The sequence below is a fragment of the Roseibium sp. genome, from assembly GCF_965276855.1.
In the GTDB taxonomy this organism is placed as follows: Bacteria; Pseudomonadota; Alphaproteobacteria; order Rhizobiales; family Stappiaceae; genus Roseibium.
Genome location: NZ_OZ255700.1, coordinates 185468 through 212112 on the forward strand (window position 1 = coordinate 185468; position 26645 = coordinate 212112).

Consider the following 26645-nt stretch of genomic DNA (forward strand, 5'->3'; position numbering starts at 1 on the left):
TTGATTTGAAAGTTCTGATTGTCGAAGACACGTTGTCTCTTGCCACCGTTTATGAGCATCATCTGTCCCGCGCCGGGATAGAGACGACCCATGTGGAGACCGGTCAGGCGGCCCTTTCCAAGATCCGCAAGGGCGGCATCAGCGTCGTTCTTCTCGATCTGCAATTGCCCGACATGAATGGCCTTGAAGTCCTGGCGACCGTTCGGGAGGAACAATTGCCGGTGACGGTTGTGGTCGTGACCAGCTCAGGATCCATCAAGACTGCTGTCGACGCCATGCAGGCGGGTGCCTATGATTTCATTGTCAAACCAGTTGCCGAAGAGCGCCTGATCACAACGACGCGTAATGCGCTGGAGCGTGAGACCCTTACGGAAGTCGTTGCAGAGGTCAGAAAACCGTCCGGCGGAAAGGCCAATCACGGCTTCGTCGGCTCATCCCTGCCGATGACCGCTGTCTACAAAATGATTGAAAGCGTCGCGCGGTCCAATGCGTCTGTCTTCATCACAGGGGAAAGCGGCACCGGCAAGGAGGTCTGCGCAGAAGCCATCCACAAATCCAGCCCCCGCGCAAAAAAACCATTTGTGCCGCTCAATTGCGCGGCCATCCCGAAAGATCTGATTGAATCTGAGATTTTTGGCCACGTGAAAGGCGCTTTTACCGGAGCGACGGGGGATCGGGATGGTGCGGCTGCCCGCGCGGACGGCGGCACCCTTTTCCTCGACGAGATTTGCGAATTGGAACTGAGCCTGCAAGCGAAGCTTTTGCGTTTTCTGCAAAGCGGCACAGTCCAGAAGGTCGGCAGCGACAAGCTGACCAAAGTCGATGTGCGCATCGTCTGCGCGACGAACCGGGATCCGCAGGAAGAAGTTGAAGCCGGCCGTTTCCGCGAAGACCTCTATTACCGCCTTCACGTCCTGCCAATCGGACTGCCACCCTTACGCGCTCGCGGTGCCGACATTTTGGAACTTGCCCGGCATTTCCTGACCAAGTTCGGCAGCGAAGAAGGCAAGACATTTGAAGGCTTTTCAGTGGAAGCCGAAGAGCTTTTGATGCGCCATCCCTGGCCGGGCAATGTCAGGGAAATGCAAAACACGATCCGCAATCTGGTTGTTTTGAATGAAGGCCCGATTGTCGAGGTGGACATGCTGGCAACGCTTCAGGGACGTCAACCCTCAGCGCCCAAACCCGCTCAGGCCGTTCCCCTCAGTGTGCCTCAGGCGGTAAGCCCGGCTGCAACGGTCGTCAGAGACACGGGCGATGTCTGGCCGCAGATTACATTATCTCTCGGTCAACCCTTCGAAACGCTTGAACGCAGCATTATCGAAGCGACGATTGACGCTTGCGGCGGAAGCCTGCCGAAAACCGCACGTGTCCTCCAGGTCAGTCCCTCAACCCTTTACCGCAAGAAGGAAATCTGGGCGGCCCAAGACGGGGACGACACCAGCGTTGTCGGCTCCGACCCGGACGAGGACGATATGGCTGTCAATTCCTGACAGCCTTTGCAGACAACCCACTTTCTATTTCTGTTAGGCACCACTCGCCCTGATCATGGTCTCGGCAATCCCGACCGCGGCCGCGTGAGATGTTATTGGCAGAGCGCCGTTTAGAAGGTCTTGTTGAACCCGTTTTCTGGACCGAAGCCTGAGCTGCATCTCCTCCAGGTCGTCAGAACACGGATCACCTAATTGGATGACATGGCGGGCGACAAAGATATGTCCGAGCGCGACCCGTTGGTTTCCGTGAAGCACCAGGGCCGGTCCTGCGGTCCAGCGGCCACCGCCATAGCCCGTTTCTTCCAAAAGCTCCCGTCGGGCAGCAAACTCAGGGTTCTCACCCGGATCAATTTGGCCGCCCGGGAGTGTCAGACACACATGTCCGACACCATGCTTGTATTGCTCCAGAAGCAGAACTTCGTCTTTCTCCGTTACAGCATAGACTGTCGCATAGGTCGGCAGGTCTATCTGATAATAGTCCTCCACACGGGTGTGATCAGGCAACTCGACAGTCTGTCGAAGGACTTTCAGACGATCTCCGGCTTCAAACACCTTTTCACTGCCCAAAAGAGTCCAAGTCGTTTGGTCTAGGGGGGCGATTGGCAATCCCATCTCACGCCTCGACCAGTTCGCCAGCCCGCTCATTCACGGCGGCTTCTTGTTGCGTGAGACGGCGGAACTCATAGCTCAGCAGCTGACTGACATCGCCCGGCCCCTTGATTGTTGAGAGCACGTCCGCACTGCCAAAAGCATCGCAGAGCGGACTGGCGTAGGATCCGGCGGCTTGCGGTGTCACATAGCCGATCAGGCGTGCATTCTTGTGCCGCTTGATCAGATGGCTAACCACGAGAGCGGATGAAAACGTCCGAGGAACGATCATCAGGCTTGTGTCAGTGTCGCGGTAAATATCGTGATCCGGAAATCGGGCTTTGAATTCATGGGTAATGGTCGCGAGCTCAGAATGCTCTTCCTCCCATGCGGCATAGTCCTTTATCTGGCGAAGCGTTGATTGATAACCCGCGATGCAGAGACGCAAAGATGCAGAGCCACTTTCCAGCATCGGCGCTTGTTTTTCCGGGTACGCGCTTTTCTGAACGACCTTGACCATGAACTCATAGAGATCATCGGAGAACTCATGCTCATGCTGCACAACGAGATCATCTCCGACCCAGAGTTCCGTGCCTCCGGCCGCGAACAGACCGGCACATGCCGAGCGGACCGATGCCGGAACACGGGTCATCATGTCCGTGATACTGGTGTTGGACAGAATGTAGCATGCACGCTTGCGCGCAAATGCGCTCAAGTACCGCGCGAAATCCAGATCCATCTGACCTTTCGGGCTTGGCACGAGAGCATCAAGATCGAACAGATAGACGTCATTTACCGGAACCGGGTCAGTCCAGCCAATGGGGCCCGTGACTTGTCCGACTGGGGCGAATACCGCTTGTGGAAACATGGCAGCCTCTCCTTTGCAAGAATTAAGTTGCAGACAGCTTTGCAACAGGCTTGCCAAATGGAACGGCCGTGTTCGGTTGGGTGATTTACTGAATAAATACTGATACTTACCCGAGTCTTCAAACTACCGGACAACGTATGTGCCATTTATCATTTCTGATTTCCGGAAGCGTTCTTTTTGAATTCGCGAAATCCGAACTGTTGTTTGTTACGAAATTTGGTGCATCCAAAAATCCGGCTGTCAGGCTTTATTATATAGGCCGTGTTTCATCGGCTCTTGGTTTGAGAAATTCGCGGAACTGACCGCACACTTTCGTATTTCCGAAAACCCGAATTTTGTTTATCCGAATTTGAATTTTCGTTTTCAAAATCGAAAAATCAACAGACCCGCAGATTTTGTGAATTTTTTTAATATACTGTTTTTACTTATTTTTTCCATGCCAATTCGATTTGGCACGGCGCTTGTAACTGTCGTCCCAGGACCATCACACTGGGAGCAGTGAAATGAAAATGCATGTAGGAAAATTCGAAGCCGTTCAAACTCTCGACGCTTTTGATTGGCGCCTCATTGAAACCAAAGACACCATCAGTGTCATCGGCCTGGGATATGTTGGAGCCGTCTCCCTCGCCTGCCTGAGTTCGCTTGGCCACAAGGTCATCGGCGCCGACATTGATGCCAAGAAAGTCGATTCTATCTCCTGGGGCCAGAGCCCGATCGTTGAAGACCAGCTCGGCGAGTTGCTGACTGCGGGTGTCAATGACGAGCTGCTGACCGCGACCACCGATGTTGCGCAAGCGGTTATGGATTCAGACGTAACCTTCGTCTCCGTTGGCACTCCGACCAGCGAAGACGGCGGCTGCGACACGCGCGCCATTAAAGCGGTTGCCCGGTCTATCGGCACTGCAATCGCGGCCAAGGACGAATTCCACGTCGTCGTTTTGCGCTGCTCCGTTCCTCCTGGAACGACACTCGAGATCATGACCCCGATCATCGAGGAAGTGTCCGGCAAGCGGGCCGGACAGGACTTCGGCGTATGTTTCAATCCGGAGTTCTTACGGGAAGGTACGGCTGTTGCCGATTTCCATGCACCACCAAAAACAGTCATCGGTGTCACGGATGAGCGCACCGCGAACATCTTGAAAAAGATCTATGCACCCGTTGACGACAACCCGATTGTCACCTCTGTCGATGTCGCCGAGTTGGTAAAATATGTCGACAATGTCTGGCATGCCACGAAGGTAAGCTTTGCCAACGAAGTTGGCCGCCTGTGCAAGCCGATGGGGATCGACAGTCACAAGGTCATGGACATCTTTGTCCAGGACACGAAGTTGAACTTGTCGCCTTACTACCTGAAGCCTGGTTTTGCCTTTGGCGGCTCTTGCCTGCCGAAGGAAGTCCGCGCCGTTTCGCATCTTGCAGAACAGCTGAACGTCAACGTTCCACTCATCGACTCGCTGATCCCGACCAACGACCAGCAAGTCGAAGAGGCAATCGAGATGGTTCGCAAGACCGGCGCCAAGAAAGCCGCCATTCTGGGCGTCGCGTTCAAGCCGGGCACGGACGACTTGCGTGAAAGCCCGGTTCTGGAAGTGATTGCGGCCCTGCGCGCTGAAGGCGTGGAGGTCACCGCTTACGACCCGGCCATCGTGCCTGGTCCGCATATCGCACAACAGTTTGAATATATGCAGCACGCTTCGCCGCATCTCAAAGCTGTTGTCGACGCCTTGCCCGACTTCCTGAAACAGACCCCGCAAGAGGCCATCGCGGACGCTGATGCCATCATCGTTTCGCAAAACGGTCCGGCCATTCGGAGTGTGATGAGATCCAAAAAGGAAGACGCGGCAGTGGTGGATTTGGTCCGCCTGCACGCTGAACCGCCGGCATGCTCCCGCTATGCGGGGATCGGCTGGTAGGACCATCCACTCCCGTCCGCCTCCTCCCGTGGCCCCGTTACAAAACCGGAGGGGGCGGACACTTTTCAAACTGATCAGGCTCTCGCTTCGGGTTCCGAAACGGGGGCTTTTTCGTCCACCGAGGCACTTGGATATCAAAGCCCAGTCTTTAAGCTAAATTGCGGTACTATCGGCGAGAGGCTCGCCGGCGAAAAAGGGCCAATTTGAACGCTGGTCTTGTAAGGTCGTCATTGCGCTTTATGGTAGTGTTTAGAGGACTGTATCAAAGACAAGTCATTTGAAACGGGGCAGAAATTGGGAGATCAATCCGACGACGGTGACACGCCTGCCGCCTTGAAACAACGTATCGCGGCACTGGAGCATCAGCTGGGCATAGACGATCTGACCGGCCTTGCGACGAAACAATGGTTCTTCGACTATTTCGCTGAGAACGCGCGTGGCGCCGACGCGCTCATGTTTATCGATCTGGACGACTTTAAGTCAGTGAACGACAACTATGGGCACGCGACAGGCGATCTGCTTTTGGTTCAAATAGCGTCCGCATTGAAAACAGCCGTTGGCGACAAGGGGAAGGTCGCAAGGGTATCCGGCGACGAATTTGTCGGCTTGTTTCACGGCATAGATGACCAGGGCCTCGAAGCCATCAGCGGAGAGGTCTTGACCGCGATCAGCAAGTGCCAAGTCCCCGTCGGAGAGCTCCGCGTTTCACGCCATGCATCAATCGGTCTTGCGAAAGTCAAACACGGCATGAAGCCGCGCAATGCCTTGATCGAGGCTGACAAGGCGCTGATGGAGGCAAAGCGAACGGGCAAGCAGAAAGCGGTTTTGCTCAAAGAGCGCGGTCTCCAATTGGCAACAGGCATGCCAAGCGTTGAGGAGGTCCATCTGGGGCTGAACAGGCGCGAAATCGGCTATTTCGTTCAGCCGATTTTCGACATAAGGCAAGCTGAGTTGTGGGGCTATGAAGCCCTCTTGCGATGGCGGCGACCGAATGGCGAAATCGTTGGTCCGGCACAGTTTCTTGAAACGATGACAGAGGCTTACAACTATGGAGCCACACCGCCGCTGGAGGCGGCCCACGCGACTGCTGCCTGGGCGGCGTTGAAACAACAAAAGAACATTGCCTTCAACATCTCAAGCGCCTTCCTCGCGAAAGTTGCCGATCAGAAACTTGATTGGGTTCAAACGATTGTTGGCGACATTCCAACAGATCATATCGTCTTTGAAATTGTGGAAACGGTTGTCGAACAAAACACCAGTGATGTCAGCCGGGTTGTCAGCCAGTTGCGCGAGAAAGGGATCAAGGTCGCCCTGGATGACTTTGGCATCGGGCAGTCAACACTAAGCCGGCTGCAGACCGTACCGGTCGACTACGTCAAAATAGACAAGCACTTTCTGGCATCCGCAATTCAATCGCCGCGAGACAAAGATATCCTGTTTCGGATGATAGACCTCATCCGCGCCAGCGAGGCAAAACCGGTTGTAGAAGGCATTGAAACAGAGGAACAACTTGCCTTGGTTTTGGAGACGTCGGCCGATTACGGACAAGGGTTCTATCTCGGCCGCCCCAATCCAACCGATCATTGGGATGCCTCACCCCCGGAAATGCCCCGCCGCTGAGCTGCAAAGCCGCGTGTCCATGTTCTTCTGGCACGAGCATGCGGCTGCTACTGATCTGATTTCTTGAGTCAAGTACACATACAGACCCTGAATCCAACTAGTTTTTCCGGCCCCCGATCCGGGCTGCAATGAAACCGATGATCCGATCCGCAAATGTCAACACGACGAAGACAGCCAGAAGCCCAATGAAGAACCGCATGTCGGTGAGAAGGGTTCCCCTGGCATAAGTGCGCGCGCCGATATTGGCGTAGATCCAGGCGTAATAGGCGGCAGCTGTGACGGCGCCGGTCAAAACCAGCGCAATCACGATCGTTTGTACAGCCGGACGTTTGGGTTGCCCGCTCATTTCAGGACCCTCGCCGTTGATAGATCAGCTTTGAAAACCAGAAGATCGTTCAGACGTTCGACATCGCCTTCCACCTCGATGTAAAGCGCAAGCAGGTCCCTGATCTCGTCTCCAAGGAGATTGCCATCCTTGTCCGCCATCAAGAAAAAATTGCGGCCCTCGACGGGACCAGAGGAGACAAAGACCGGCGGGATGCCTCCGGTGATGCAAAGATCAGCGCAGGCCTTGTGGGCAAGCCCCTGCCCCGGCCGCATGGCACCGGCATAGCATTTGCCGTCGCAGATCTCTCCAGCGAGTTTCCAGCGCCCAAGCGGCACAGCGTCGCTTGGCTTAAAGTTGCCCGCGCCGCCCTCCGTTGCCTCCACCTTACCAACCTGGATCATGGTGAGATCACCCCGATTGACAGGAACGCCGCGCAAGGTGACCGGCGTCCCTGCATTCGCTTCCGCTTGACCGAATACGCCGCGTTTTCCCTGACCGGACAGCATATAGGTCCGCGGCCCGCTCTCCTCGTCGCCGGGCACCCGGAACACCGGATAGGGCCTCAACTCCAGCAGTCCGGCCTGTTCAAAGCGGTTCCCCCATTGAAATCCGCCATTGCCCGGATCGTTCTGGGTTGAGGACAACGCAAGAGCGGCCAACCCCATACCGCCCGCAAAACAAAGCGAAAAGACCAGAGCGAACACGGCGAGCGGTTTTGGAACGGCGTTCAGATAACCTATAAAAAACGGCGCGTCCTTGGTTTGTTTCCAGCTCATGCGCCCTCTCCCAGTTTGACCGGTTCAACATGCGTTCCGGGCGGCAAGGCGTTCGGATCCAGAAGCACTGTCGATCCAATCAGTTTTAGCCGGTAGGTCGATATTTTCTCGGTAAACGGTTCCGGAGCCCGACCGTCGGCGAGGTTGTACTGATATCCATGCCAGGGACAGGTAATGCAGCCCCACAGGACCTTTCCCTCCCCCAGTGGCCCGTTCTGGTGGGCGCAGGCATTGGTGATTGCGGACAGCTTGCCGTCATACTTGAAGATCGCGACACGCTCGTCGTCGTCCAGCGTCACCACCTTGGCGCAATCCTCATCGATCTCGTCTACCTCGCCGGCAATGACCCAGCCCGCCTGCTCAAACGAAGCCTTTGCCGTGGCTTCGCCGCGCTCGCGCGCTGCTTCCATCCGCCCGGTCGCAAAGTGGAGGCCGCAAACCATCACAACACTCGCCGTGACCAGACTTGTCAGTATAGGATCTCCGGGGCCTTGAAGCGCGCCCAGCGCCACATGCAGCACGACAAAGGCGTATGCGATATAAATCGACATGTGCAGTGTTTTCCAGAGTGGGGCTCCGAGAAAACTCAGCCAGAAATCATGGCTGGTGGCGGCCAGCACGAACAAGATCAGCAGCGCCCCAATGCCCAGCGCCTCGAAGGGAAAGCCGAGGATCTGACCGTAACTGGTGTTGGACGACAGCAACGCGACGTAATTGTCCGTCGGCGAGAAATTGAAATACCAACCGAGGACATAATTGGCATGGACAGCGGCGATCCCGGCCGTCAACACACCGAAGTGCCGCCGATTGTATAAAAGCGGCAGGAAGCGTCGGTCGAGCCGTGCGAGCGGTCCGATGCACAGGATAACGGTGAGCATCAAGAACGCGCAGCTGCCGAAGGCGCGCATGCGCAACGTTGCCCCGTCAATCGGTTTGGTCACATCCTCAAAGGCCGGGGCATAGCGGATAAAGACATAGAGATAGAGCGCGACCGCGATCAGCAGCACGCCGTCATAAACCAGCTTGTTCCGGTTCCAAAGGACCGGAGTGTACTGAACACTCATTGGTTCCCCTCCCCGGTTGCCGCCTCATTTCCAGGCGCTTCAATCAGGATTGCCGGCCGGTCCGCGGGCGGGGTTTGCCGCAAAGCAAGGATGGTGAAGAAAGCCAGAGGCAGTGCGATCCCAAGCACCGTCCAAATCCGGGCGTGCGCGGTCCGGTGGGCCCGTTTCATGCTTTATCCCCCTTTGTCCTTTCCAGAACAGCCCACCGATAGAGAACCAGTGGCCAGATAAGACAAATGCCGGGGATCAATAGCGGACGAAAGGCATAGGAGCCGTTGGCCGACGGCTCTATCCGGTCAATGCCGACCACCAGGAAAAAAGCCGCAACAATCCCACCTGCATAAAGGTAGTAACGGCCCAGTTCGATCAGAAATGAAGCTGTCTCCAATTTTCTCCCCCTACACAAGTATCTAACGCTTGTTGGCGCCAGCTAATCAGCGCTTTCCCGGCCTTGAGCCGGGACCCCAAGCCGCCCCAAGCACTGAACCCTAGACCCCGGATCAAGTCCGGGGCAGCACAGCATGTGCCGGCAAGTCCATTACCCCACAGCATTCTATCCTTCCCAATAGCGCCGCACCTAATTCATCTCGCCTTACACAAGATCGGCGTCGGTCACGATTTCCACCAATGACGGCCCGTCATGAGTGATCGCCTCGGCGATGGCGGCATGGAGCTCTGCGGCTTCCGTGACCCGGTGCCCATGTCCACCGCAGAGCCTTGCGAAGGCCGCGAAGGACGGGTTGGTGAGGCTCGTCTCCCAGACCGGCCACTCACCCGACCGCTGTTCTTTCGAGATCTTACCGAGTTCGGAGTTGTTGAGAAGAATGTGCGTGATGTTCATACCGTATTTGACGGCCGTGGTGAACTCCATCGCATATTGCCCGAAGCCACCGTCCCCGGAGATCGAGATGACCTTGCGGCCGCGATATTCTTCGAAATCCTGTGTGGCACACCAGGCGCCCAGCGCTGCCGGCAGACTGAACCCAATCGAACCGAGATATCCGGACATCAAGATGCGTTGGCCACGTGGCTCAAAATACCGGCCGAAGGAATAGGTGTTGTTGCCCACATCCACCGGAATGATCGCATCTTCCGGACACAGCTCCGTCAGCACTTTGAAGACCGCTGCGGCGTGTATTCCCTGTCCCTGGTCTTCGCTTAAGCGGGTTTCCTTCTCCTCCCGCCACATATGCCAACGCTCGAACAGCTCGGTAAGCTGGTGCGCGGCATGGGCGGACTTTTCGACCATTGGATGGACCGCATCACAGAAAGCCCCAATTTCGCCCCAGACCGGCAGCGTCACCGGATGAAATTTTCCAAGCTGCATGCGTTCGTAATCGACTTGAATGATCTGCTTGTAGGGCGCGATACCCGTGTGATTGGCAAAGGACGAGCCCAGCGCCAGGATCAAGTCGGCCTCGTTCATGAGCCAACTGGCAATCGGGGTTCCGGAACGGCCCAGCACTCCGGCGGCGTTCGGATGATTGTCCGGGATCAGCCCCTTGCCCTTGAAGGTGGTCATGATCGGCGCACCGAGGTGTTCGGCCAGTGCGATCACCTTGTCCCGTGCATTTATCGCGCCGTAGCCCATGATGATGACCGGCCGCTTGGCGTCCCCGATCATCTGCGCAGCCCGTTGAAGATCCTCGCGCGCCGGAACAACGGTTGAGCCTCCAACCCTTCCTTGTGGACCGGATGCCTTCTGATCGCTCGGTAGGGTTTGAACATCATCGGGGAAGATAAGGTGAGACACGTCTTGCTCGACGATCGCGGTCTTCAACGCAAGCGTCATCAGTTCTGCATGATTGGACGACGTCAGTACCGGTTGGGAGAACCGGGCCACGGCCTCAAAGGCTGATTTCAGATCTATGTCCTGGAATGCCCCAGGCCCAAAGACCTGCGTCTGGACCTGTCCTGTTAATGCGAGCACAGGCGCACGATCCACCTTAGCGTCCCATAAGCCCGTCACAAGGTTCGTCGCGCCTGGTCCGGCGATTGTCAGACAGCCGGCGGGTTTACCCGTCAATTTCCCGTAGGCGGAGGCGGCAAAGGCTGCAGCGCCTTCATGCCTGATCCCAATATAGCCGAGCTTACCCTTGTTCACCTGAAGCCGGATGGCATCGGCAAGCCCAAGGTTTGAGTGACCGACCATCCCAAAGATGCGTTTTACGCCCCAATTGACCATGGTCTCAGCCATGACATCGGTCACGGTGCGTTCATGCTCAGGCTCTGGTTCCAGCCCAACGAAAATCTCGCCGTTTTCGACCTTGAGGGGATAAAGCTCCTGTCCGCTGTCTTCGTGGCCTCCCGGCGGCTTTCCGGTCAGCGGGTCGAAGTCCCATCCGTGCCAGGGACAACGGATCCAGCACTTGCCATCCACTCCCTTCTCTATTGAGCCTTCTCCAAGGGGTCCACGCTGATGCGGACAGTGATTGTCCATCGCGGCCCACTGACCATCGAAGTGCGACAGGCAAATGGATGTGGTGCGCGCCGTAACTGTTTTGACGCGCCCTTCCGGCAAATCATTCACATGGCCGACCTTGATCCAGTCGAGATTTTGAGCGTCCATGCATTCCTCCCTCAAAACTGATCGGCCCGGATCAGGCCACACCACCATAGGCAACACCGGACAGGTCTGCCATTTCCCGCTTCCACGTTGTGAGATCATGCTGGTTGAATTGGTTCAAATGCGAATAGCCACAGGCGCGCGCCATCACCTGCATCAGCTCGACCGATGCTTCGAAGAAGTTGGCGAGCTGGCGGGCGGATTTCTCGATCACCAGACGATTCACGAGATGCGGTTTCTGGGTCGCGATCCCGACGGGACAATTGTTGGTGTGGCAAGCGCGCATGGCGATGCAGCCGATCGCCTGCATGGCAGCGTTGGATACGGCAATCGCATCGGCGCCCAGGGCCATCGCCTTAACGAAATCCGCCGGCTTCCGTAGGCCTCCGGTGATCACCAGCGAAACGTCGCCCCGCCCAGACGTGTCGAGATGCCGCCGGGCCCGGGCAAGCGCGGGGATTGTCGGTACGGAAATGTTGTCCCGGAAAATGATCGGCGCAGCTCCAGTGCCCCCGCCGCGGCCGTCCAGGATGATGTAATCAACCCCAACCTCCAACGCCGCATCGATGTCTTTTTCTATGTGCTGGGCGGAGAGCTTGTAGCCAATCGGAATGCCGCCAGTACGGCTACGCACCTCATCGGCAAAATCCCGGACCTGCTCACATTGTGTCCAGTCGGGAAAGCGCGGTGGAGAAATGGCCGCCTCCCCTTCATTCAGCCCCCGCACCTCGGCAATCTTGCCTTGCACCTTGGATCCCGGCAAATGGCCGCCGGTTCCGGTCTTGGCGCCCTGACCACCCTTGAAGTGAAACGCCTGAACCTTGTTCAGCTTTTCCCAGTCGAACCCGAACCGTCCGGAGGCCAGCTCATAGAAATAACGCGAGCAGGCTTCCTGCTCTTCCGGCAACATCCCGCCTTCTCCGGAACAGATACCGGTTCCGGCAAGTTCAGCCCCCCGCGCAAGCGCGATCTTAGCCGGTTCTGACAAGGCACCGAAACTCATATCCGAGACAAAAAGCGGGATCTTCAGGTGAAGCGGCTTTTGCGCATTCGGCCCGATGACAACATCGGTCCCCACCGGATCATCATCAAGCAACGGAAAACGCTGGAGCTGCGCAGTCAGGATCTGGATGTCGTCCCAATCTGGCAAGTCAACACGCGGCACCCCCATGGCATCCACCACGCCGTGGTGACCGGTCTTGGAAAGACCGTGTTTGGCATACCCCTGAATGAGTTTGGTATAAGGCTCTTCCTCAGTGCCGTGGGACGTGTCCGCATAAAGACCGAGGTAGTCATCGCGCTGGAAGGGTTGCGGATTGTCTTTGGCCCAGGCCGCGATCTCCTCCGCATCCACCCGCACTTCGTCGTCTTCGACCCAGCTGCTGAATTTCTTCAGGACTTCCGAGTTGTTGTACTCAGAAACGCCTGTATCAATGCGGTAGTCCCAGTAGTGAACGCCGCAAATAAGGTTATCTCCATCCACATAGCCGTCGGACATCAGCGCCCCACGGTGAAGACATCGCCCGTACATCACCGACACCGTTTCATCAAAGCGAACAACCACCAGATCGACATCTTCCACGAGAGCATATTGCGGATCTCGATCTGGCAACTCGCTCCACTTGGCGACGGCGTGTGCTTTCATTTTGTCTTCCCCAGCTAGTGGCACAGCGTTTGTTCCACTGGGCCTTGGCATTTTCTGATTGCTTCAAAACAGTCGACAATTGATTGCGGACTGTCGTTCTTAAATCTCCTGTCTCCATGATCAGCATGTGCTGAAGGCGCGCCTTTAAAAATGGGCGTGCAATAGATGGTTTGCTTGCAGGATTAGGTCTGGAAAGCCCTGCAGTCTCAAATCATAAGCAGATGACAGTGCTGTGTGGCAATCGTGAAATACCGAAAGGGAAGATAATTGAGCTGCGAGCGACGCCACCGCTCAACCTGCCAAAAAATACGCAATTCGCCCGATTGATCTGCGTCATTTTTCTGAGACGATGCATGTGTCAACTTTAATTGACACATATGAGAGGTGATCCCATGCGCATCCTGTTCGTTCATCCAAACTACCATTCTGGTGGCGCGGAAATCGCCGGGAGCTGGCCTCCGGCTTGGGTTGCCTACCTCTCGGGAAGCCTCAAGAAGGCGGGCTTTGACGACATCCATTTCGTCGATGCCATGACCAATGACCTGTCTGACGCGGAAATTGCTTCAGAGATCCGCCGGATCTCACCGGATGTCATTGGCGTTACATCCATCACGCCATCGATATACGCAGCCGAACGGATATTGGAAATTGCGCGAGACGAGCATCCGCATGCGGTGCGGGTTCTCGGCGGTGTCCACGCCACCTTCATGTACAAGCAGGTCTTGAGCGAGGCGCCCTGGGTGGACGTCATTGTGCGCGGCGAAGGCGAGGAAATCGTCATTGAGCTGATGCGGGCAATCGACGAGGAACGGTGGCCGGAAGACCGCAGAACGATCAAGGGCATAGCTTTCAAGGAAGACAACCAGATCGTTGCGACCCATGCGGCTGCGACCGTGAAGGATCTCGACGCGATCGAGCCGGACTGGAACATTCTGGAATGGAACAAATACACCTATGTTCCGCTCGGTACCCGCGTCGCCATCCCGAATTTTGCCCGGGGATGCCCGTTCACTTGCTCCTTTTGTTCGCAGTGGAAATTCTGGCGCGATTACCGGGTGCGCGATCCCAAGAAGGTTGTCGATGAAATCGAAAAGCTGGTCACCGAGCACAATGTCGGCTTTTTCATCCTTGCCGACGAAGAGCCCACCATCAACCGCAAGAAGTTCGTTGAATTCTGCAACGAGCTGATCGCACGCGGGCTGCCCGACAAAATCAAGTGGGGCATCAACACCCGTGTGACCGACATCATGCGGGACAAAGAGCTTTTGCCACTCTACCGCCAGGCGGGCCTGGTGCATGTGAGCCTTGGAACCGAGGCTGCCGCGCAGCTCAAACTCGACCAGTTCAACAAGGAAACCAAGGTCAACGACAACAAGGAAGCCATCCGCCTCCTGCGGGAAGCCGATATATTTGTGGAGGCGCAATTCATCGTCGGGCTCGACAATGAAACGGAAGAGACTCTGGAAGAGACCTACAAGATGGCATGGGATTGGCAGCCCGACCTTGCCAACTGGGCCATGTATACGCCTTGGCCGTTCACACCGCTGTTCCAGGAAATCCGGGATCAGGTCGAGGTGTTCGACTTCTCAAAATACAACTTCGTGACACCGATCATGAAGCCAGAGGCCATGACACGCGGCGAACTTTTAAACGGTGTCATGAAGAACTATCGGCGCTTCTACATGCAAAAGGCGCTGTTCCATTACCCGTGGCGCGGTACAGGCTTTCGCCGGCGCTATCTGCTGGGCTGCCTGAAAGCCTTCCTGAAAGCCGGGTTTGCCCGCACATTCTACGATCTTGGCAAGGCCGGCTACTGGGGCCCGCAGTCCAAAGACAAGGTGCATTTCGACTTCGATGAGAACCGCACCTTGGCAGAAGCCCAAGTGGCGGACTGGGAATCGGCGGCCGATCGTGCCGCGCGGGCAGCCGAGCGCCGCGAAGCCCTGCGACTGCAGGGCAAGGAACGGGCGGCAGAGCGCAAAAAAGCTTCAGCGGCGGCAGCGCTTGCTTGCGGTGGCAGCACGGAACAATTGGCGGAGAACGCCTGACATGGACCGGCAGAGCCTTCAGGCCGATGGCATGATCGGCCCGAATGCCTTGACCCAATTCCGCTCCCCTTTGGAAGAACAGGGTGGTCAGGACCTTTTCGAAACGCTCTTGCACGACGCCCGCATTGCGAGCCTTCCAGATATGAGCGGCCTGATCCCGGAGGGCCCCGTTGCTCGGTTTCACAAGACGGTGCGGGCCACCCTGCCCGATCTCTCAGCGGAGATATCCAGGGCCGCCGGTGTCGGCACGGCCGACTATGTCTTGAAACACCGGATCCCTAGTCTGGCGCAAACGCTTTTGAAAGTCCTTCCCGCAAGCCTCTCAAAACATCTCTTGGCGAACGCCATTTCAAAAAACGCCTGGACCTTTGCAGGCTCCGGCCAGTTCGAAGTCGCAAGACGCGCGCCCCTGATCTTTATCCTGAAAGACAATCCGTTAATCGCAGGGGAACACGCTGATCATCCAATTTGCCATTGGCATGTGGCTGTTTTCGAGCGGTTATTCCAGCAACTGATCGGCCCGCATGTCCGTGTCACAGAGACAGAATGCGGAGCTTGCGGGGCGGATGCCTGCCGGTTTGAATTCAATATCTAAGTTTATGTAGTCCCGGACTGGATCTGCCCTGATCAGTTCGCTGCTCCGATGCCTTCAATCGCCGCAAATCGCACACGGGCATCCGGCGTGAACCGCTTGTCCGCAATCTCCAGAATAAGCTTTTTGCGCACTGCTGCTGCGAAGGTATCTGCACTGTCCGCGGTCACCACAAAAGACCCCGGACCACCGATGATCTCGGAAAAGAACCGGTCCTCCAGATTGTAAGACACTGGACGTCCGGAACAGTGCCGGCACAGGACTGCAAGACCGTTGATGACGATGCCGGAATTCACAACAGCGTCTCTTGCCTCGGTGATGCTCGGCCCGTTCCAGTTGTTGGCGCTGTCCGCCGACAAATCGATCACCCGCCGCAGCCCCTTGTATTCGTTGGTGTCGATCAGCTCCTTGCCCTTTAGAAGAGCTGCGCCAATCGCGTTGCGGCCAAAGGCCTGACGGGGCGGCGCCATCAAACGCTCTGCAAAGAGCTGCGCCGACTGCGGTCCGTCGATGACCATCCAGTCGACCACGACGTCTTGGGAAAACATGTCCGCCCATTCGACATAGGTCACGGCGATCTTGCCATAAGCGTTGTCCGCGATAGCGTTCAGGACCTGCGGATCGGTGATCGCTTCAGCATAGCCCTGGCGCTGGAACCTGATTTCCGCGTCATCAATTGAGCCTGTGGCGTCTGCAAGCAGCACAAGTTCCAGATCAAGTTCCTCGGATGATGCCGCAGAAACAAGCAAGCTCTGCAACAAAACAGCAATGATCACAATCATTCGCATGGCCAGCATCCTCAAAGACAACCCAGAAGATAGCTAGAGCCTATTAGCGGATCAGAAAGGCCGGCTCACAACATTTGTGCAGGTCCCGGTCTTGTTCCGTTCGGCAATTATCGGTCGTTCTCCCGCATCACGTATAAAACAAGCCTCTTCTCAACGCCTTAAAGCACCTATGGGTTTCGATCTCTGAACCATCGGCAGAACAGTAAGAGAACGTTTACCCTTGCAGAACACAATGAGAACAGGTAAGATGTTCCCGATTTGTACTGAACGATTCTCAGACAATACGGCACTCAGGGCAAGGAACCACAGCATGCTGACACGCAAGCAGTACGAACTGCTCATGTTCATTCATGAAAGACTGAAGGAAACAGGCGTTCCGCCGTCTTTCGATGAAATGAAAGATGCTCTGGATCTCCGCTCCAAGTCCGGCATTCACCGGCTGATTACGGCCTTGGAAGAACGCGGCTTCATACGCCGGCTTCCCAACAGAGCCCGCGCCATGGAAGTGGTCCGCTTACCGGATTCGATTGCGCCGGGCCTGGGTGCGCCGCGTCCAAGGGGGAGCTTCTCGCCAGAGGTGATCGAAGGGTCACTTGGCAAACCGGCGCCAGCCTCTGCGCCCGCGCCAGAACCTGTTGCAGCTTCGACGGAAATCCCGGTCATGGGCCGGATCGCCGCCGGGGTCCCAATCGAGGCGATCCAGACCCACAGCCACTCCATCAGTGTCCCGCCCGAGCTCCTCGGCAAGGGGGAACACTACGCTCTGGAAGTGCGCGGGGATTCAATGATCGAGGCCGGCATTTTGGACGGCGACACCGTCCTGATCCGCCGAACGGAAAGCGCGGACAGCGGCGACATCGTCGTAGCGCTTGTCGACGATGAGGAAGCGACACTCAAACGCCTGCGCAAGAAAGGCGCTTCCATTGCGCTGGAGGCCGCCAACCCGGCCTACGAGACGCGTATTTTCGGACCGGGCCGTGTCCGTGTGCAAGGGAAACTTGTTTCTCTGTTCCGCCGGTACTGAAGCTTCGAGACCGGCAGGCATTTTCAAGAGTTGCCTGCTACTGCGGGTTTGTAGGTATTAACATCAGCTCTAGTCAGCAGATGCGTGCAAGCTTGAGCGTGTGACTGTGCCTTGCTTGTGCCACGGCCGCGGAGGCTTTGGCTTGGCGTACTTGATTGATTGTATTTTGGTTTGGCAAACAGCTGCGCTGGGAGTTTTGGTCCGTGCGGGAGTGGTTTGCGGCTGCGTTATTAGCGGCAACACCTCACTCTTTCTTTGAACTGCAGATTCTATTCTCACCACGTTTTCGATCATCTGGTCTTTTGTTGAGGTGCCTGTTTGACACGCCTGGTCCAGCCAAATGGAAATGGCACCGCGCGCCACTCTGATGTCCTGGTCGAAAACGACTGCGCGGCAGGCTGCCGGAGCGACCATATCGGTCACGATCATATCGGCCTTTTGACAATCATAAAAAAGGGCATTCCGTGTCTTCGGTAGGGCGATGGTGACCGGAATCCGCTCCTCACCAACTTCTGCCCTTGCTGTAAACGCCTGAACAACACAGCCTGAAGGGTCACAAGCGCGTTGACCATCTTTCATCTTGCGCGACTTAATCGCTTCACCTGACACTCCTTCCGCTTCAAACCAAGTCTCTGCAGCAAAAGAACTCCTGGCGCTAGACAACGCCAAGGCCCCCTCGATATCCCGGGCGGCCAGTTGAGACCCTGTTGCCGGGATATAAATATCTGGCGGGCGCGATATAATCGCGAGGGTAATTCCGATAGGTACGAGACCTAAACCGATCACCCGGAAACGGCCCGGGGCGAGCAGCAGGCCAAAGAAACCGGCCAATAATACAGCGGCAGACAGGCCGGTTAGACTTCCCATTCGGCCAAAGTCAGGCGCAATCTGTTCTGTGAACTCCGCTATCTGGATCAGCACCACCAGACCGGCGCTCATGACCTTGAGCGGGATTGCTGCCAAACCGAACGGCATCAGGACCAGTGCCACCACGCCCATTGGCATCACGATGAGCGAAAAAACCGGCATGCCCAGCATGTTGCCGACCAGTCCGAAGGGCGCGATCCGGGAAAAGTGGTACGCACCGACAATGCCGGTAGCGATCCCGGCGACGAGGGCCGTCACGAACAAACCGGTGGCCCATTTTAGTGCGCCGGACAAGAACCAAGAGTGCCCGTTTGTTGATGGAATTAGAGACCTTCTTCTCTTTTGATGTGACCGCCAAAGATCATAAACGGCGACCAGTGCGATCACGGCCGCAAACGACATCTGAAAACCTGGATAAAACAGGCGCTCCGGCGCGAGTAGAAGCAAGAACAGGCCGGCGATTGCGACCGATCGCAGCGTCAAACCCCGGCGTCCGGTCATAATCCCCAAAAAGACCAGCGCGATCATAATGAAGGATCTTTGCGTGGCAACTGAAGCCCCGGACAGGAGAAGATAAAAAACTGCCGCGACAAGGGCGAGCATGGCCGAAACCTTGTGGATCGGCCAGCGCAGCGCAAGGCCCGGGATAAGTGCTAGGGCGCCAAGACACACAGCATAAGCACCGCCTGCAAAGAGCGCCATATGCAGGCCAGAAATTGCCAGAATATGTGCCAGGCCCGCAGCCCGAAGGCTCTCTTCGGTCTTTTCATCAATACCACTGCGGTCCCCCACCAAGAGTGCAACCGCAAGAGCTGTTTCCGGGTCTTCCGGCAAAAGCGCTGAAATCCGCTCCGCCAAGTGCTGGCGGAGTTTGTTTACCTGGCGAACGAGCAGAAGGACCTGAGACGCCGCAGGTCCGTGCACGATCTCTGGCGCGCCGTAACTGAAGCCGCTTGCGCCTATGCCGTCAAAATAGGCGCGGAAGGAAAAGTCATATCCGCCGGGCACTACAGGACCCATTGGCGGAAACAACCGAGCCCGGACTTTGATCCAGTCGCCGGGTGCAATGCGCGCATCTGCCGGAATGCGCAGCCGGACCCGGTTTGCAAACCGCCCATCAGTATTTTCTCTGGCATCAACTTCTCTGACGCGGAGCACAAGCCGCTTGCCAGACCGGGTTTCCTGCACCTTCAGGACGTCACCGCGCAACAGAACAGTCATCGGCTCCGCCAGCCGGGGTGCGTCCACTGCAGCTGTTCGGAGTGTTGCAATGCTGAGCCCTGCAAAAAGGGCGAGCAAAAGGTTCAAAACTCGCGGCAGACCGGTTCGGACAGCGTGGGCGCCAGCCAAACAAGCCGATAAAAAGAATAACACGCCAAGCACGAGCCAACTCGGCTCTTCAGGCAATAAGCTGTAGAGAAAAGTGCCGGCGCTGAAGGAAAATCCGGTCCACAAAAGACCCTGCTTTTGCCAAAACTGCTCCCAATCGTCCGCCGTTCCTGCCCAACCAGCGTGCTGATCAGTTGGCCGGTCTTTGTATTCTCTCCGGGCTCTCAGAAACGCGGTCCACGGCGACGCTTCGGCGGGCCGGTGCCTGCTATCCGTGTTTGACGATATAACTGAAGGGTCACTGACAGGAGAGCCGGGGACAGCCCGGTTGTCATCATCGGCGTCTGGTTTCGCCTCCCGTGCCACCCGCGCTCCTTCTGCCGGGTTTGACGATCGCAGCAAAGCCTATTTTGCCTCAGGCTTGCCTATGCTAAGACCGCGCCACTATCCGTCAGGCGCAGACCCGCGCCTCATTCTGACAGAGACTTTCAAAAAGCACCATGGCACAAGATATCGTCACGCGTTTCGCCCCATCCCCGACCGGCTTTCTACATATTGGCGGCGCCCGCACCGCCCTCTTCAACTGGCTCTTCGCCAAGCATCACGGCGGCAAAATGCTGCTGCGCATCGAAGACACAGACCGGGCCCGCTCCACTCAGGAAGCGGTCGATGCGCTGATGGATGGCCTTTCGTGGCTTGGTCTTGACTGGGACGGCGAACCGATCTCCCAGTTCTCCCGGGTCGACCGCCACAAGGAAGTTGTTGACCAGATGCTGGAAAACGGCACGGCTTATCGGTGTTACTCAACCCCGGAAGAGGTCGATGCCATGCGCGAAAAGGCCCGCGCAGAAGGACGCCCGCCGCGCTATGACGGCACCTGGCGCGACAAGGATGCGTCCGAAGCGCCCGAAGGTATTGATCCGGTCATCCGGCTGAAAGCTCCGCAAGACGGCGAAACGGTCGTGGACGACATGGTTCAAGGCCGTGTGGTGATCCCGAACAAGGATCTTGATGACTTTGTTCTCCTGCGCTCCGACGGCACGCCGACTTACATGCTGGCCGTGGTTGTCGACGATCACGACATGGGCATTACGCATATCATCCGCGGTGTCGACCATCTGACCAACGCCGCCCGCCAGACGCTGATTTTCAATGCCAACGGCTGGAAAGTGCCGAAAATGGCGCATATTCCGCTGATCCACGGACCGGACGGTGCCAAACTTTCCAAGCGGCACGGCGCGACCGGCGCCGAAGCCTATCGGGCGCTTGGCTATCTGCCGCAAGCCATGCGCAACTACCTCGCCCGCCTTGGCTGGAGCCATGGCGATGAGGAAATCATGTCGCTCGAGGACATGATCAAATGGTTCGGCATGGATGCCGTTGGTCAGTCAGCAGCCCGCTTCGATTTCAAGAAGCTGGAAAATCTCAATGGCCATTACATGCGCGCCACCGACGACGCTGAGCTGCTGGAGCATTGGAAGGTTTATCTTGCCCATGCGGATAATGGGGCGGCGGTTTTGGACTGGATGTCGGACGCGGCGAACGCCCAAACGGCTCTGACCGCCCTTCCCGGCCTGAAGGAACGCGCAAAGACACTTGTCGAACTGACTGACAGCGCGTCCTACCTTTGGCGCCAGCGCCCGCTGGAAAATGACGAGAAGGCGATCAAGATCCTCACAGACGACGCCCGGGCGATTCTGGGCGACCTGAACGGCGTGCTTTCTGGCGTTGCTGACTGGCAAGCGGAACCGCTGGAGGCGGCTGTCAAAGCCTATGCGGAAGACAAGGATCTGAAACTCGGCAAAGTCGCCCAGCCACTGCGTGCAGCGCTCACCGGCCGGGGCACCTCCCCTGGCATTTATGACGTGCTGGTTGCGCTCGGCCGCGACGAATCCCTCGCCCGGATTGCCGATCAGGCTGCCTGACGTAAGGGAGCGCAAAGGACCGGCGCGTTTTGCTGCAGCGCGCCGGAACATTGGCAAACATCAACATGTCGGCCTTTGACCAAAGCGTTATACGCTGCTGCTTGCGGCAGTGCGGCAAATGGGCTAGGCAAGACGCGACCATTCCTCCAGCACAGTCTGGCCGCCTCATTTGGGTCTTGTATCCAAGGCCCGTGGCTCGGCAGTGCAAGGGTAACAAATAGGGGGTTTTCTGAATGGCCGACAACAACGCCAAGCTCAACGTCGGTGGCAACGACCACGATTTCGACGTCCTTGACGGATCCATCGGACCGTCGGTTGTGAACATCTCGTCCCTTTACAAGGACACGGGCATGTTCACCTACGACCCGGGCTTTACCTCAACCGCATCGTGCGAATCCAAAATCACCTACATCGATGGTGACGAAGGCACGCTGCTGTATCGCGGGTATCCGATCGAACAACTCGCCGACCATGGTGACTTCCTGGAATCCTGCTATCTGCTGCTTTACGGCGAACTGCCGACCAAGGCGCAGAAAGACGATTTCGTCACCCGTGTGACCTATCACACGATGATCCACGAACAGATGAACCGGTTCTATTCCGGTTTCCGCCGCGACGCCCACCCGATGGCGATCCTCTGCGGCACCGTTGGCGCCCTGTCAGCGTTCTATCATGACAGCACCGACATCTCCGATCCGCATCAGCGGATGGTGGCGTCCCTGCGCATGATCGCAAAACTGCCGACCATGGCAGCGATGGCCTACAAGTACCACGTCGGTCAGCCGTTCGTTTATCCGCGCAACGATCTCGGCTATGCAGCGAACTTCCTGCACATGTGCTTTGCCGTTCCGTGTGAAGAGTACAAGGTAAACCCGGTTTTGGCGCGCGCCATGGACCGTATCTTCATCCTGCACGCTGACCACGAGCAGAACGCGTCCACATCGACCGTGCGTCTTGCCGGTTCTTCCGGTGCGAACCCGTTCGCATGTATTGCAGCCGGTATTGCCTGTCTCTGGGGCCCGGCACACGGCGGTGCCAACGAAGCCGCGCTCAACATGCTGTCCGAAATCGGCTCCGTCGACCGCATTCCGGAGTTTGTTGCCCGCGCGAAAGATAAGAACGATCCGTTCCGTCTCATGGGCTTCGGTCACCGGGTCTACAAGAACTACGATCCGCGCGCCAAGATCATGCAGAAAACCTGCCACGAGGTGCTCGGCGAACTCGGCATCAAGGACGACCCGCTCCTCGACATTGCGATGGAGTTGGAAAAAATCGCCCTCAACGATCCGTATTTCGTCGAGAAGAAGCTCTATCCGAATATTGACTTCTACTCCGGCATCACTTTGCGGGCACTTGGTTTCCCGACAACAATGTTCACCGTGCTGTTCGCGCTTGCGCGGACCGTCGGCTGGATCGCCCAGTGGAAGGAAATGGTGGAAGATCCGTCCCAGCGTATCGGCCGCCCGCGTCAGCTCTACACAGGTGCTACCAAGCGCGACTACGTGCCGATCGATCAGCGCCGCTGATTGTTGCAAGCACTGATCAGAACAAAGCCCCGGATCTGCAATCCGGGGCTTTTTGCTGTGAAATTTAAATCGGCCGCTATGCGCCATTTCTACACTAGCCAGCCAGCTGCCTTCATGGTGTGTATGACACAGAGAGTCGTGTTTCAGGAAAAGAGGCTTCTCCATGTCTTCCCGGTTTACGCTGTACTACTGGCCCATTCCTTTCCGTGCGCAATTCGCACGCTACCTCCTTGCATATCGCGGTGTGGAATGGGAGGAACCGGGAATGGATGCTCTGATCGAACTTTATCAGGCACCCATCAACGAGCAGCCCATGCCATTCATGGCCGCGCCATTTCTCCATGATGCGGAAGCTGATCTGTGGCTGTCGCAGGCTCCGGCCATAACCAGTTATCTTGGCGGACACCTGCAGCTTATGCCCGGCACTCCTGAGAAGGACGCGCTGACCCTAAAGGTGATTTGCGATTGCATTGATGTCTTGCAGGAACTGACACTCAATTGTGGTGCGGCAATGTGGGACGATGACAACTGGGCGGAATTCGTTGGCAGTCGGTTTGTGCGCTGGCTGGAGATTTTTGAGGTCTTGGGCGCACATCATGGCTTGAAGGCCGATGACGGCACTCTACTGGGCACCTCTGAACCGGGAGTGGCCGATCTGGTTTGTGCAGCTCTTTGGGTTACCATCTGCGACAAGTTGCCGGAACTGGAAGGGCTCATCGCCGAGCACGCTCCCAATACGCTGGCACTCTCAAAGCGCATGGGCGCTCTGCCGCAGATCGCCAGCCTGCGTGCCGAGCAGCAGAAAAACTGGGGCAATCTTTGGTGCGAAGGCGAGATTGAGAAATCCCTGAGGACTGTTCTGGCCAACTGGGAACACAAGCCAGACCGGGCATGAAACACCGCTTAGTGTCAAAACAGGCCAGTAATCTCTGCTGTCCAACATGGTCTAACTTGTATGTGCGGCCAGCAGCGGACTAACAAACCCCTCAGGTTTGACGGCAAGCACCGGACATTGAAGGCTGTTGACGATGTTCTCAGCCGTGTTGCCAATGAAAACGCCGCTGAACCCGGTCCGCGCGACAGTTCCCATAACCACGAGATCCGCGTTTTGAATGTTGCTCTGAATTTCTATCACGCGTTCCACTGCACCGCGGGCAAGAAGTGGCTGTAATACCACGTTCGAACTCGCCAATCGCTCACGCATTGTTTCCAGCAACCGGTGCATGGCTTCTTCGCGGATTTTCAACGTCTCCCGCACATAGTCATTGGCTGCCTTGCGCGCATCCCCGGTGTCGGAAAAAGCCCAGACCATGCCCTCGCCTACCGCGTCCCAGGCATGAAGTATGATGATTTCTGACCCGGGCGCATGTGCAACACGCGCCGCAGCTTCGACAACGCGCTTGTTCAGCATGTCCAGAGTGTCTGGTTCCGCGGCATCCCAGTTGTCCAAATCCACCGCCGCAATGATACGGCGCGGCGCCGGCTCAGCGGTCCCGGACTGCAGCCAGACCGGACAGGGACATTTGCGCAAAAGATGCTGGTCGTTGCTTGCATGCAGGAAACCACTGACGCCGGTCAACGGCTCGGCTGCTTTCACCACAAAATCGCAGCCCGTTTCAGCAACATGCCTGATGATGTTCAGATAAGCTTTTCCGACAAGAATCTGAGGTTCGATCGCTTGATCCGGTAGAATTCTTTTCAGGTTCTCTGTCGCAGACCTTTGAGCACGGGTCACCATCTCCTCAATGATCGCGTCTTTGTCGCGTCCGGCCAGCCGGGCGATAATCGCGATGTCCTGCGGTGGCTCCACGCAAGCGATCACCTCTAACCCGGCCTCATACGCTTTTGCCAACTCGGCTGCGCTCTTGAGTGCGATTTGCATATCGGTGTCATCGATTACGGCGAGTACTTTTTTTGGACGCCCGAGCTCCCCAATCATGCCGGCAGCTCCTTTTGCCCTTCCGGATCTTGCAGACCCGGCAAAGAGGGAGCCGCACGCCCGGCTATCATGTTTGCGGCGGCAAAAGCTGCGTCACGGTATGGCATCATGACGATATCAGCGTTTATTCTTGAGAGAGCCTCAGCGGTGACCTCGCGGTGTGCGGCAACCGCAACACGTCCCTCAAACCCAAGATCACGAGCAGCTTTCAGCAAAGCAAAGCGCGGGTCATCATGTGTCACGCCGGTGTCGTGTTCCGGAACCGCCATCACGAGCCATTCCGCATTGCAAAGTGGAAGATGAGCCAGAAACTCCGGATCTGTGGCATCCCCAAACAACACGTCATAGCCAAGCGCCCGGGCATTCCTGACAGCACCTGGACTGAAATCCACCCCCAGGATCCGTTTGCCATCCTCTTTCAAAGCGCTGGCGATCCCAAGGCCATACCGTCCGAGGCCAAACAGGATCACGTCATAGGACTTTGCTGACACGCAGCTGCCCTCGGGTTCGGCAGCCGTGTTGCGCCGTTCGAAGACCCCAAGAAAAGGTTCGAGCGCGGCATAGAGCTGATGCGAGAATGTGATCATGTAGGTCGATGCTGCGATTGTGACCAACCCGACAAGTGTCACGAGGCCGAGCGCGCGTTCATCTACATGGCCAATCGTCAGGCCCATGGCCATGAAGATCAGGGAAAACTCGCTGATTTGGGCCACGGTCAAGCCGGCAAGAAACCCGGTCCGCTTGCGGTATCCCATGGCCCCCATGATCGCTAAAACAATCAAAGGGTTGCCAATCAGAACGAACAAGGAGAGCACGATGGCAGGCCCCACACTCGCGCCGAGGACGGATAGGTCCAGCGATGCACCAAGCGCGATGAAAAAGAACAGCAACAAGAAGTCACGAAGGCTGGCAAGACGCGCTGAAATTGCCTCGCGAAAGGGGGTCGATGCCAGTGACACACCGGCCAGCAAACCGCCCAGCTCCTTGCCAAATCCGAGGTAGTGACCAACGGCTGCGAGCAATGCTGCCCAGCCAATGGCAAACGACACCAGCAGTTCCGGCGCCGTGGACAATTTTTCGACCAGCGGATTGGCGACAAAGCGGATGAAGAACGCGACGAACGCCAGCGTCGCCAATCCGTAGCCGAAGACCCGCAAAACATCGGCAAAGGCGCTGTCGCTGCTGCTCGCACTGCCGACACCAATCGCGGAAAGCGTGATCATGGCAACAACGACAACGACATCCTGAACGATCAGGAAACCAAGGGCGATCCGGCCGTGCAGCGCGTCGATCTCACGCTTGTCCGACAAGAGCTTCACAATGATGATCGTGGACGAAAAGGTCAGCGCGATGGCGACATAGATCGCGGTGGTTGGTGTCATGCCAAGCGCAAGCGCGATCAGGAAGCCGAAGACGGTCGTAAACAGGACCTGCCCCAGTCCGGTCACCAGTGCGACCGGGCCGAGGGTTCGGACAAGATTGTAGTCAAGTTTCAGTCCGACGAGAAACAAGAGGACCGCAATTCCCAGTTCCGCCAGCAGATCGATCTGGGCGTCTGACTGCGCAATTCCAAGGACCGAAGGACCGGCGAGGATGCCAACAGCGATAAAGCTGACGATCAGGGGTTGCCGCAACAAAAGCCCCACAAAACCGACACTTGCTGCAAGAACGAGCAGAGCTGCGATCTCGTAAAAGATATAGCCCTCAATCGCCGCTGCCATGATTGAAATCCTCTCTGGTTGCCGC

22 protein-coding genes are annotated in these 26645 nt (G+C 57.0%); 9 read left to right on the plus strand and 13 right to left on the minus strand.

Translation table 11 applies throughout. The features are described 5' to 3' along the window. Window positions 1-5 precede the first annotated feature (5 nt). Complete coding sequence (locus ACQY4Z_RS00830) at window positions 6-1493, plus strand: sigma-54-dependent transcriptional regulator (protein WP_428525821.1); 1488 nt, start codon at window positions 6-8, stop codon at window positions 1491-1493. Window positions 1494-1526: 33 nt separating this feature from the next. Here the strand turns inward: ACQY4Z_RS00830 and ACQY4Z_RS00835 are convergent, their stop codons facing one another. After that, window positions 1527-2138, minus strand: coding sequence for an NUDIX hydrolase (locus ACQY4Z_RS00835; protein ID WP_428525823.1), 612 nt, complete (start codon window positions 2136-2138; stop codon window positions 1527-1529). Then, a complete protein-coding gene (locus ACQY4Z_RS00840; protein WP_428525825.1) occupies window positions 2107-2949 on the minus strand; it encodes a hypothetical protein in 843 nt (280 codons plus the stop codon). Before ACQY4Z_RS00840 ends, ACQY4Z_RS00835 begins: the two co-directional genes overlap by 32 nt. A 503-nt stretch (window positions 2950-3452) precedes the next feature. On the opposite strand from ACQY4Z_RS00840, the gene ACQY4Z_RS00845 reads away from it, so the two are divergent. Then, window positions 3453-4862 (plus strand): nucleotide sugar dehydrogenase, encoded by a 1410-nt coding sequence (locus ACQY4Z_RS00845; protein WP_428525827.1) that lies wholly within the window; start codon window positions 3453-3455, stop codon window positions 4860-4862. A gap of 294 nt (window positions 4863-5156) precedes the next feature. Further along, window positions 5157-6482: an EAL domain-containing protein gene (locus tag ACQY4Z_RS00850; RefSeq protein WP_428525829.1), complete on the plus strand. Its 1326-nt coding sequence runs from the start codon at window positions 5157-5159 to the stop codon at window positions 6480-6482. 97 nt (window positions 6483-6579) lie between these two features. Here ACQY4Z_RS00850 and ACQY4Z_RS00855 read toward each other — a convergent pair whose 3' ends face one another. The 7 genes from ACQY4Z_RS00855 to ACQY4Z_RS00885 all read right to left on the minus strand — a co-directional run bounded on the left by ACQY4Z_RS00855 (window position 6580) and on the right by ACQY4Z_RS00885 (window position 12861). After that, on the minus strand, window positions 6580-6828 hold the full coding sequence (locus ACQY4Z_RS00855) for a hypothetical protein (protein WP_428525831.1): 249 nt from the start codon (window positions 6826-6828) through the stop codon (window positions 6580-6582). Next, window positions 6825-7586: a hypothetical protein gene (locus ACQY4Z_RS00860; RefSeq protein WP_428525833.1), complete on the minus strand. Its 762-nt coding sequence runs from the start codon at window positions 7584-7586 to the stop codon at window positions 6825-6827. The genes ACQY4Z_RS00855 and ACQY4Z_RS00860 overlap by 4 nt, the downstream gene beginning before the upstream one ends. Continuing rightward, complete coding sequence (locus ACQY4Z_RS00865) at window positions 7583-8650, minus strand: Rieske 2Fe-2S domain-containing protein (protein ID WP_428525835.1); 1068 nt, start codon at window positions 8648-8650, stop codon at window positions 7583-7585. The genes ACQY4Z_RS00860 and ACQY4Z_RS00865 overlap by 4 nt, the downstream gene beginning before the upstream one ends. Continuing rightward, window positions 8647-8820, minus strand: a complete 174-nt coding sequence (locus ACQY4Z_RS00870) for a hypothetical protein (RefSeq protein ID WP_428525837.1) — start codon at window positions 8818-8820, stop codon at window positions 8647-8649. Before ACQY4Z_RS00870 ends, ACQY4Z_RS00865 begins: the two co-directional genes overlap by 4 nt. After that, entirely contained in the window at window positions 8817-9038 is a 222-nt protein-coding gene (locus tag ACQY4Z_RS00875) for a hypothetical protein (protein ID WP_428525839.1), read from the minus strand. The genes ACQY4Z_RS00870 and ACQY4Z_RS00875 overlap by 4 nt, the downstream gene beginning before the upstream one ends. A 204-nt stretch (window positions 9039-9242) precedes the next feature. Continuing rightward, a complete protein-coding gene (locus ACQY4Z_RS00880) occupies window positions 9243-11219 on the minus strand; it encodes a thiamine pyrophosphate-dependent enzyme (protein ID WP_428525841.1) in 1977 nt (658 codons plus the stop codon). Between the two features lie 31 nt (window positions 11220-11250). Beyond that, entirely contained in the window at window positions 11251-12861 is a 1611-nt protein-coding gene (locus ACQY4Z_RS00885; RefSeq protein ID WP_428525843.1) for a glutamate synthase-related protein, read from the minus strand. 392 nt (window positions 12862-13253) lie between these two features. Between ACQY4Z_RS00885 and bchE the strand changes: the two genes are divergently transcribed. Beyond that, on the plus strand, window positions 13254-14909 hold the full coding sequence (gene bchE, locus ACQY4Z_RS00890; RefSeq protein ID WP_428525845.1) for a magnesium-protoporphyrin IX monomethyl ester anaerobic oxidative cyclase: 1656 nt from the start codon (window positions 13254-13256) through the stop codon (window positions 14907-14909). A 1-nt stretch (window position 14910) separates the two neighbouring features. Beyond that, window positions 14911-15504: a bacteriochlorophyll 4-vinyl reductase gene (bchJ, locus tag ACQY4Z_RS00895; RefSeq protein WP_428525847.1), complete on the plus strand. Its 594-nt coding sequence runs from the start codon at window positions 14911-14913 to the stop codon at window positions 15502-15504. Window positions 15505-15536: 32 nt separating this feature from the next. Here bchJ and ACQY4Z_RS00900 read toward each other — a convergent pair whose 3' ends face one another. Continuing rightward, window positions 15537-16289, minus strand: coding sequence for a DUF1194 domain-containing protein (locus tag ACQY4Z_RS00900; RefSeq protein WP_428525849.1), 753 nt, complete (start codon window positions 16287-16289; stop codon window positions 15537-15539). Between the two features lie 310 nt (window positions 16290-16599). On the opposite strand from ACQY4Z_RS00900, the gene lexA reads away from it, so the two are divergent. After that, window positions 16600-17313, plus strand: a complete 714-nt coding sequence (gene lexA, locus ACQY4Z_RS00905; protein WP_306147053.1) for a transcriptional repressor LexA — start codon at window positions 16600-16602, stop codon at window positions 17311-17313. Window positions 17314-17382: 69 nt separating this feature from the next. Here the strand turns inward: lexA and ACQY4Z_RS00910 are convergent, their stop codons facing one another. After that, window positions 17383-19875 carry a ComEC/Rec2 family competence protein gene (locus ACQY4Z_RS00910; protein ID WP_428525852.1) on the minus strand — a complete coding sequence of 831 codons (2493 nt, stop codon included), beginning with the start codon at window positions 19873-19875 and terminating at the stop codon, window positions 17383-17385. A 134-nt stretch (window positions 19876-20009) separates the two neighbouring features. On the opposite strand from ACQY4Z_RS00910, the gene gltX reads away from it, so the two are divergent. The 3 genes from gltX to ACQY4Z_RS00925 all read left to right on the plus strand — a co-directional run bounded on the left by gltX (window position 20010) and on the right by ACQY4Z_RS00925 (window position 23855). After that, window positions 20010-21434, plus strand: a complete 1425-nt coding sequence (gene gltX / locus ACQY4Z_RS00915; protein WP_428525854.1) for a glutamate--tRNA ligase — start codon at window positions 20010-20012, stop codon at window positions 21432-21434. 233 nt (window positions 21435-21667) lie between these two features. Continuing rightward, on the plus strand, window positions 21668-22960 hold the full coding sequence (gltA, locus tag ACQY4Z_RS00920) for a citrate synthase (RefSeq protein ID WP_133950011.1): 1293 nt from the start codon (window positions 21668-21670) through the stop codon (window positions 22958-22960). 163 nt (window positions 22961-23123) lie between these two features. Next, window positions 23124-23855: a glutathione S-transferase gene (locus ACQY4Z_RS00925; RefSeq protein WP_428525856.1), complete on the plus strand. Its 732-nt coding sequence runs from the start codon at window positions 23124-23126 to the stop codon at window positions 23853-23855. A 51-nt stretch (window positions 23856-23906) separates the two neighbouring features. Here the strand turns inward: ACQY4Z_RS00925 and ACQY4Z_RS00930 are convergent, their stop codons facing one another. Further along, a complete protein-coding gene (locus ACQY4Z_RS00930; protein WP_428525858.1) occupies window positions 23907-24899 on the minus strand; it encodes a universal stress protein in 993 nt (330 codons plus the stop codon). After that, on the minus strand, window positions 24896-26620 hold the full coding sequence (locus tag ACQY4Z_RS00935) for a cation:proton antiporter (protein ID WP_428525860.1): 1725 nt from the start codon (window positions 26618-26620) through the stop codon (window positions 24896-24898). The genes ACQY4Z_RS00930 and ACQY4Z_RS00935 overlap by 4 nt, the downstream gene beginning before the upstream one ends. Window positions 26621-26645: the final 25 nt, after the last annotated feature.

Bases quoted from the DNA above. Each gene is read 5' to 3' on its own strand.
- ACQY4Z_RS00835 (WP_428525823.1), bottom strand. From the start codon at position 2,138: ATGAGCGGGCTGGCGAACTGGTCGAGGCGTGAGATGGGATTGCCAATC.
- ACQY4Z_RS00840 (WP_428525825.1), bottom strand. From the start codon at position 2,949: ATGTTTCCACAAGCGGTATTCGCCCCAGTCGGACAAGTCACGGGCCCC.
- ACQY4Z_RS00845 (WP_428525827.1), top strand. From the start codon at position 3,453: ATGAAAATGCATGTAGGAAAATTCGAAGCCGTTCAAACTCTCGACGCT.
- ACQY4Z_RS00855 (WP_428525831.1), bottom strand. From the start codon at position 6,828: ATGAGCGGGCAACCCAAACGTCCGGCTGTACAAACGATCGTGATTGCG.
- ACQY4Z_RS00860 (WP_428525833.1), bottom strand. From the start codon at position 7,586: ATGAGCTGGAAACAAACCAAGGACGCGCCGTTTTTTATAGGTTATCTG.
- ACQY4Z_RS00865 (WP_428525835.1), bottom strand. From the start codon at position 8,650: ATGAGTGTTCAGTACACTCCGGTCCTTTGGAACCGGAACAAGCTGGTT.
- ACQY4Z_RS00870 (WP_428525837.1), bottom strand. From the start codon at position 8,820: ATGAAACGGGCCCACCGGACCGCGCACGCCCGGATTTGGACGGTGCTT.
- ACQY4Z_RS00880 (WP_428525841.1), bottom strand. From the start codon at position 11,219: ATGGACGCTCAAAATCTCGACTGGATCAAGGTCGGCCATGTGAATGAT.
- ACQY4Z_RS00885 (WP_428525843.1), bottom strand. From the start codon at position 12,861: ATGAAAGCACACGCCGTCGCCAAGTGGAGCGAGTTGCCAGATCGAGAT.
- bchE (WP_428525845.1), top strand. From the start codon at position 13,254: ATGCGCATCCTGTTCGTTCATCCAAACTACCATTCTGGTGGCGCGGAA.
- bchJ (WP_428525847.1), top strand. From the start codon at position 14,911: ATGGACCGGCAGAGCCTTCAGGCCGATGGCATGATCGGCCCGAATGCC.
- ACQY4Z_RS00900 (WP_428525849.1), bottom strand. From the start codon at position 16,289: ATGCGAATGATTGTGATCATTGCTGTTTTGTTGCAGAGCTTGCTTGTT.
- lexA (WP_306147053.1), top strand. From the start codon at position 16,600: ATGCTGACACGCAAGCAGTACGAACTGCTCATGTTCATTCATGAAAGA.
- gltX (WP_428525854.1), top strand. From the start codon at position 20,010: ATGGCACAAGATATCGTCACGCGTTTCGCCCCATCCCCGACCGGCTTT.
- gltA (WP_133950011.1), top strand. From the start codon at position 21,668: ATGGCCGACAACAACGCCAAGCTCAACGTCGGTGGCAACGACCACGAT.
- ACQY4Z_RS00925 (WP_428525856.1), top strand. From the start codon at position 23,124: ATGTCTTCCCGGTTTACGCTGTACTACTGGCCCATTCCTTTCCGTGCG.
- ACQY4Z_RS00930 (WP_428525858.1), bottom strand. From the start codon at position 24,899: ATGATTGGGGAGCTCGGGCGTCCAAAAAAAGTACTCGCCGTAATCGAT.
- ACQY4Z_RS00935 (WP_428525860.1), bottom strand. From the start codon at position 26,620: ATGGCAGCGGCGATTGAGGGCTATATCTTTTACGAGATCGCAGCTCTG.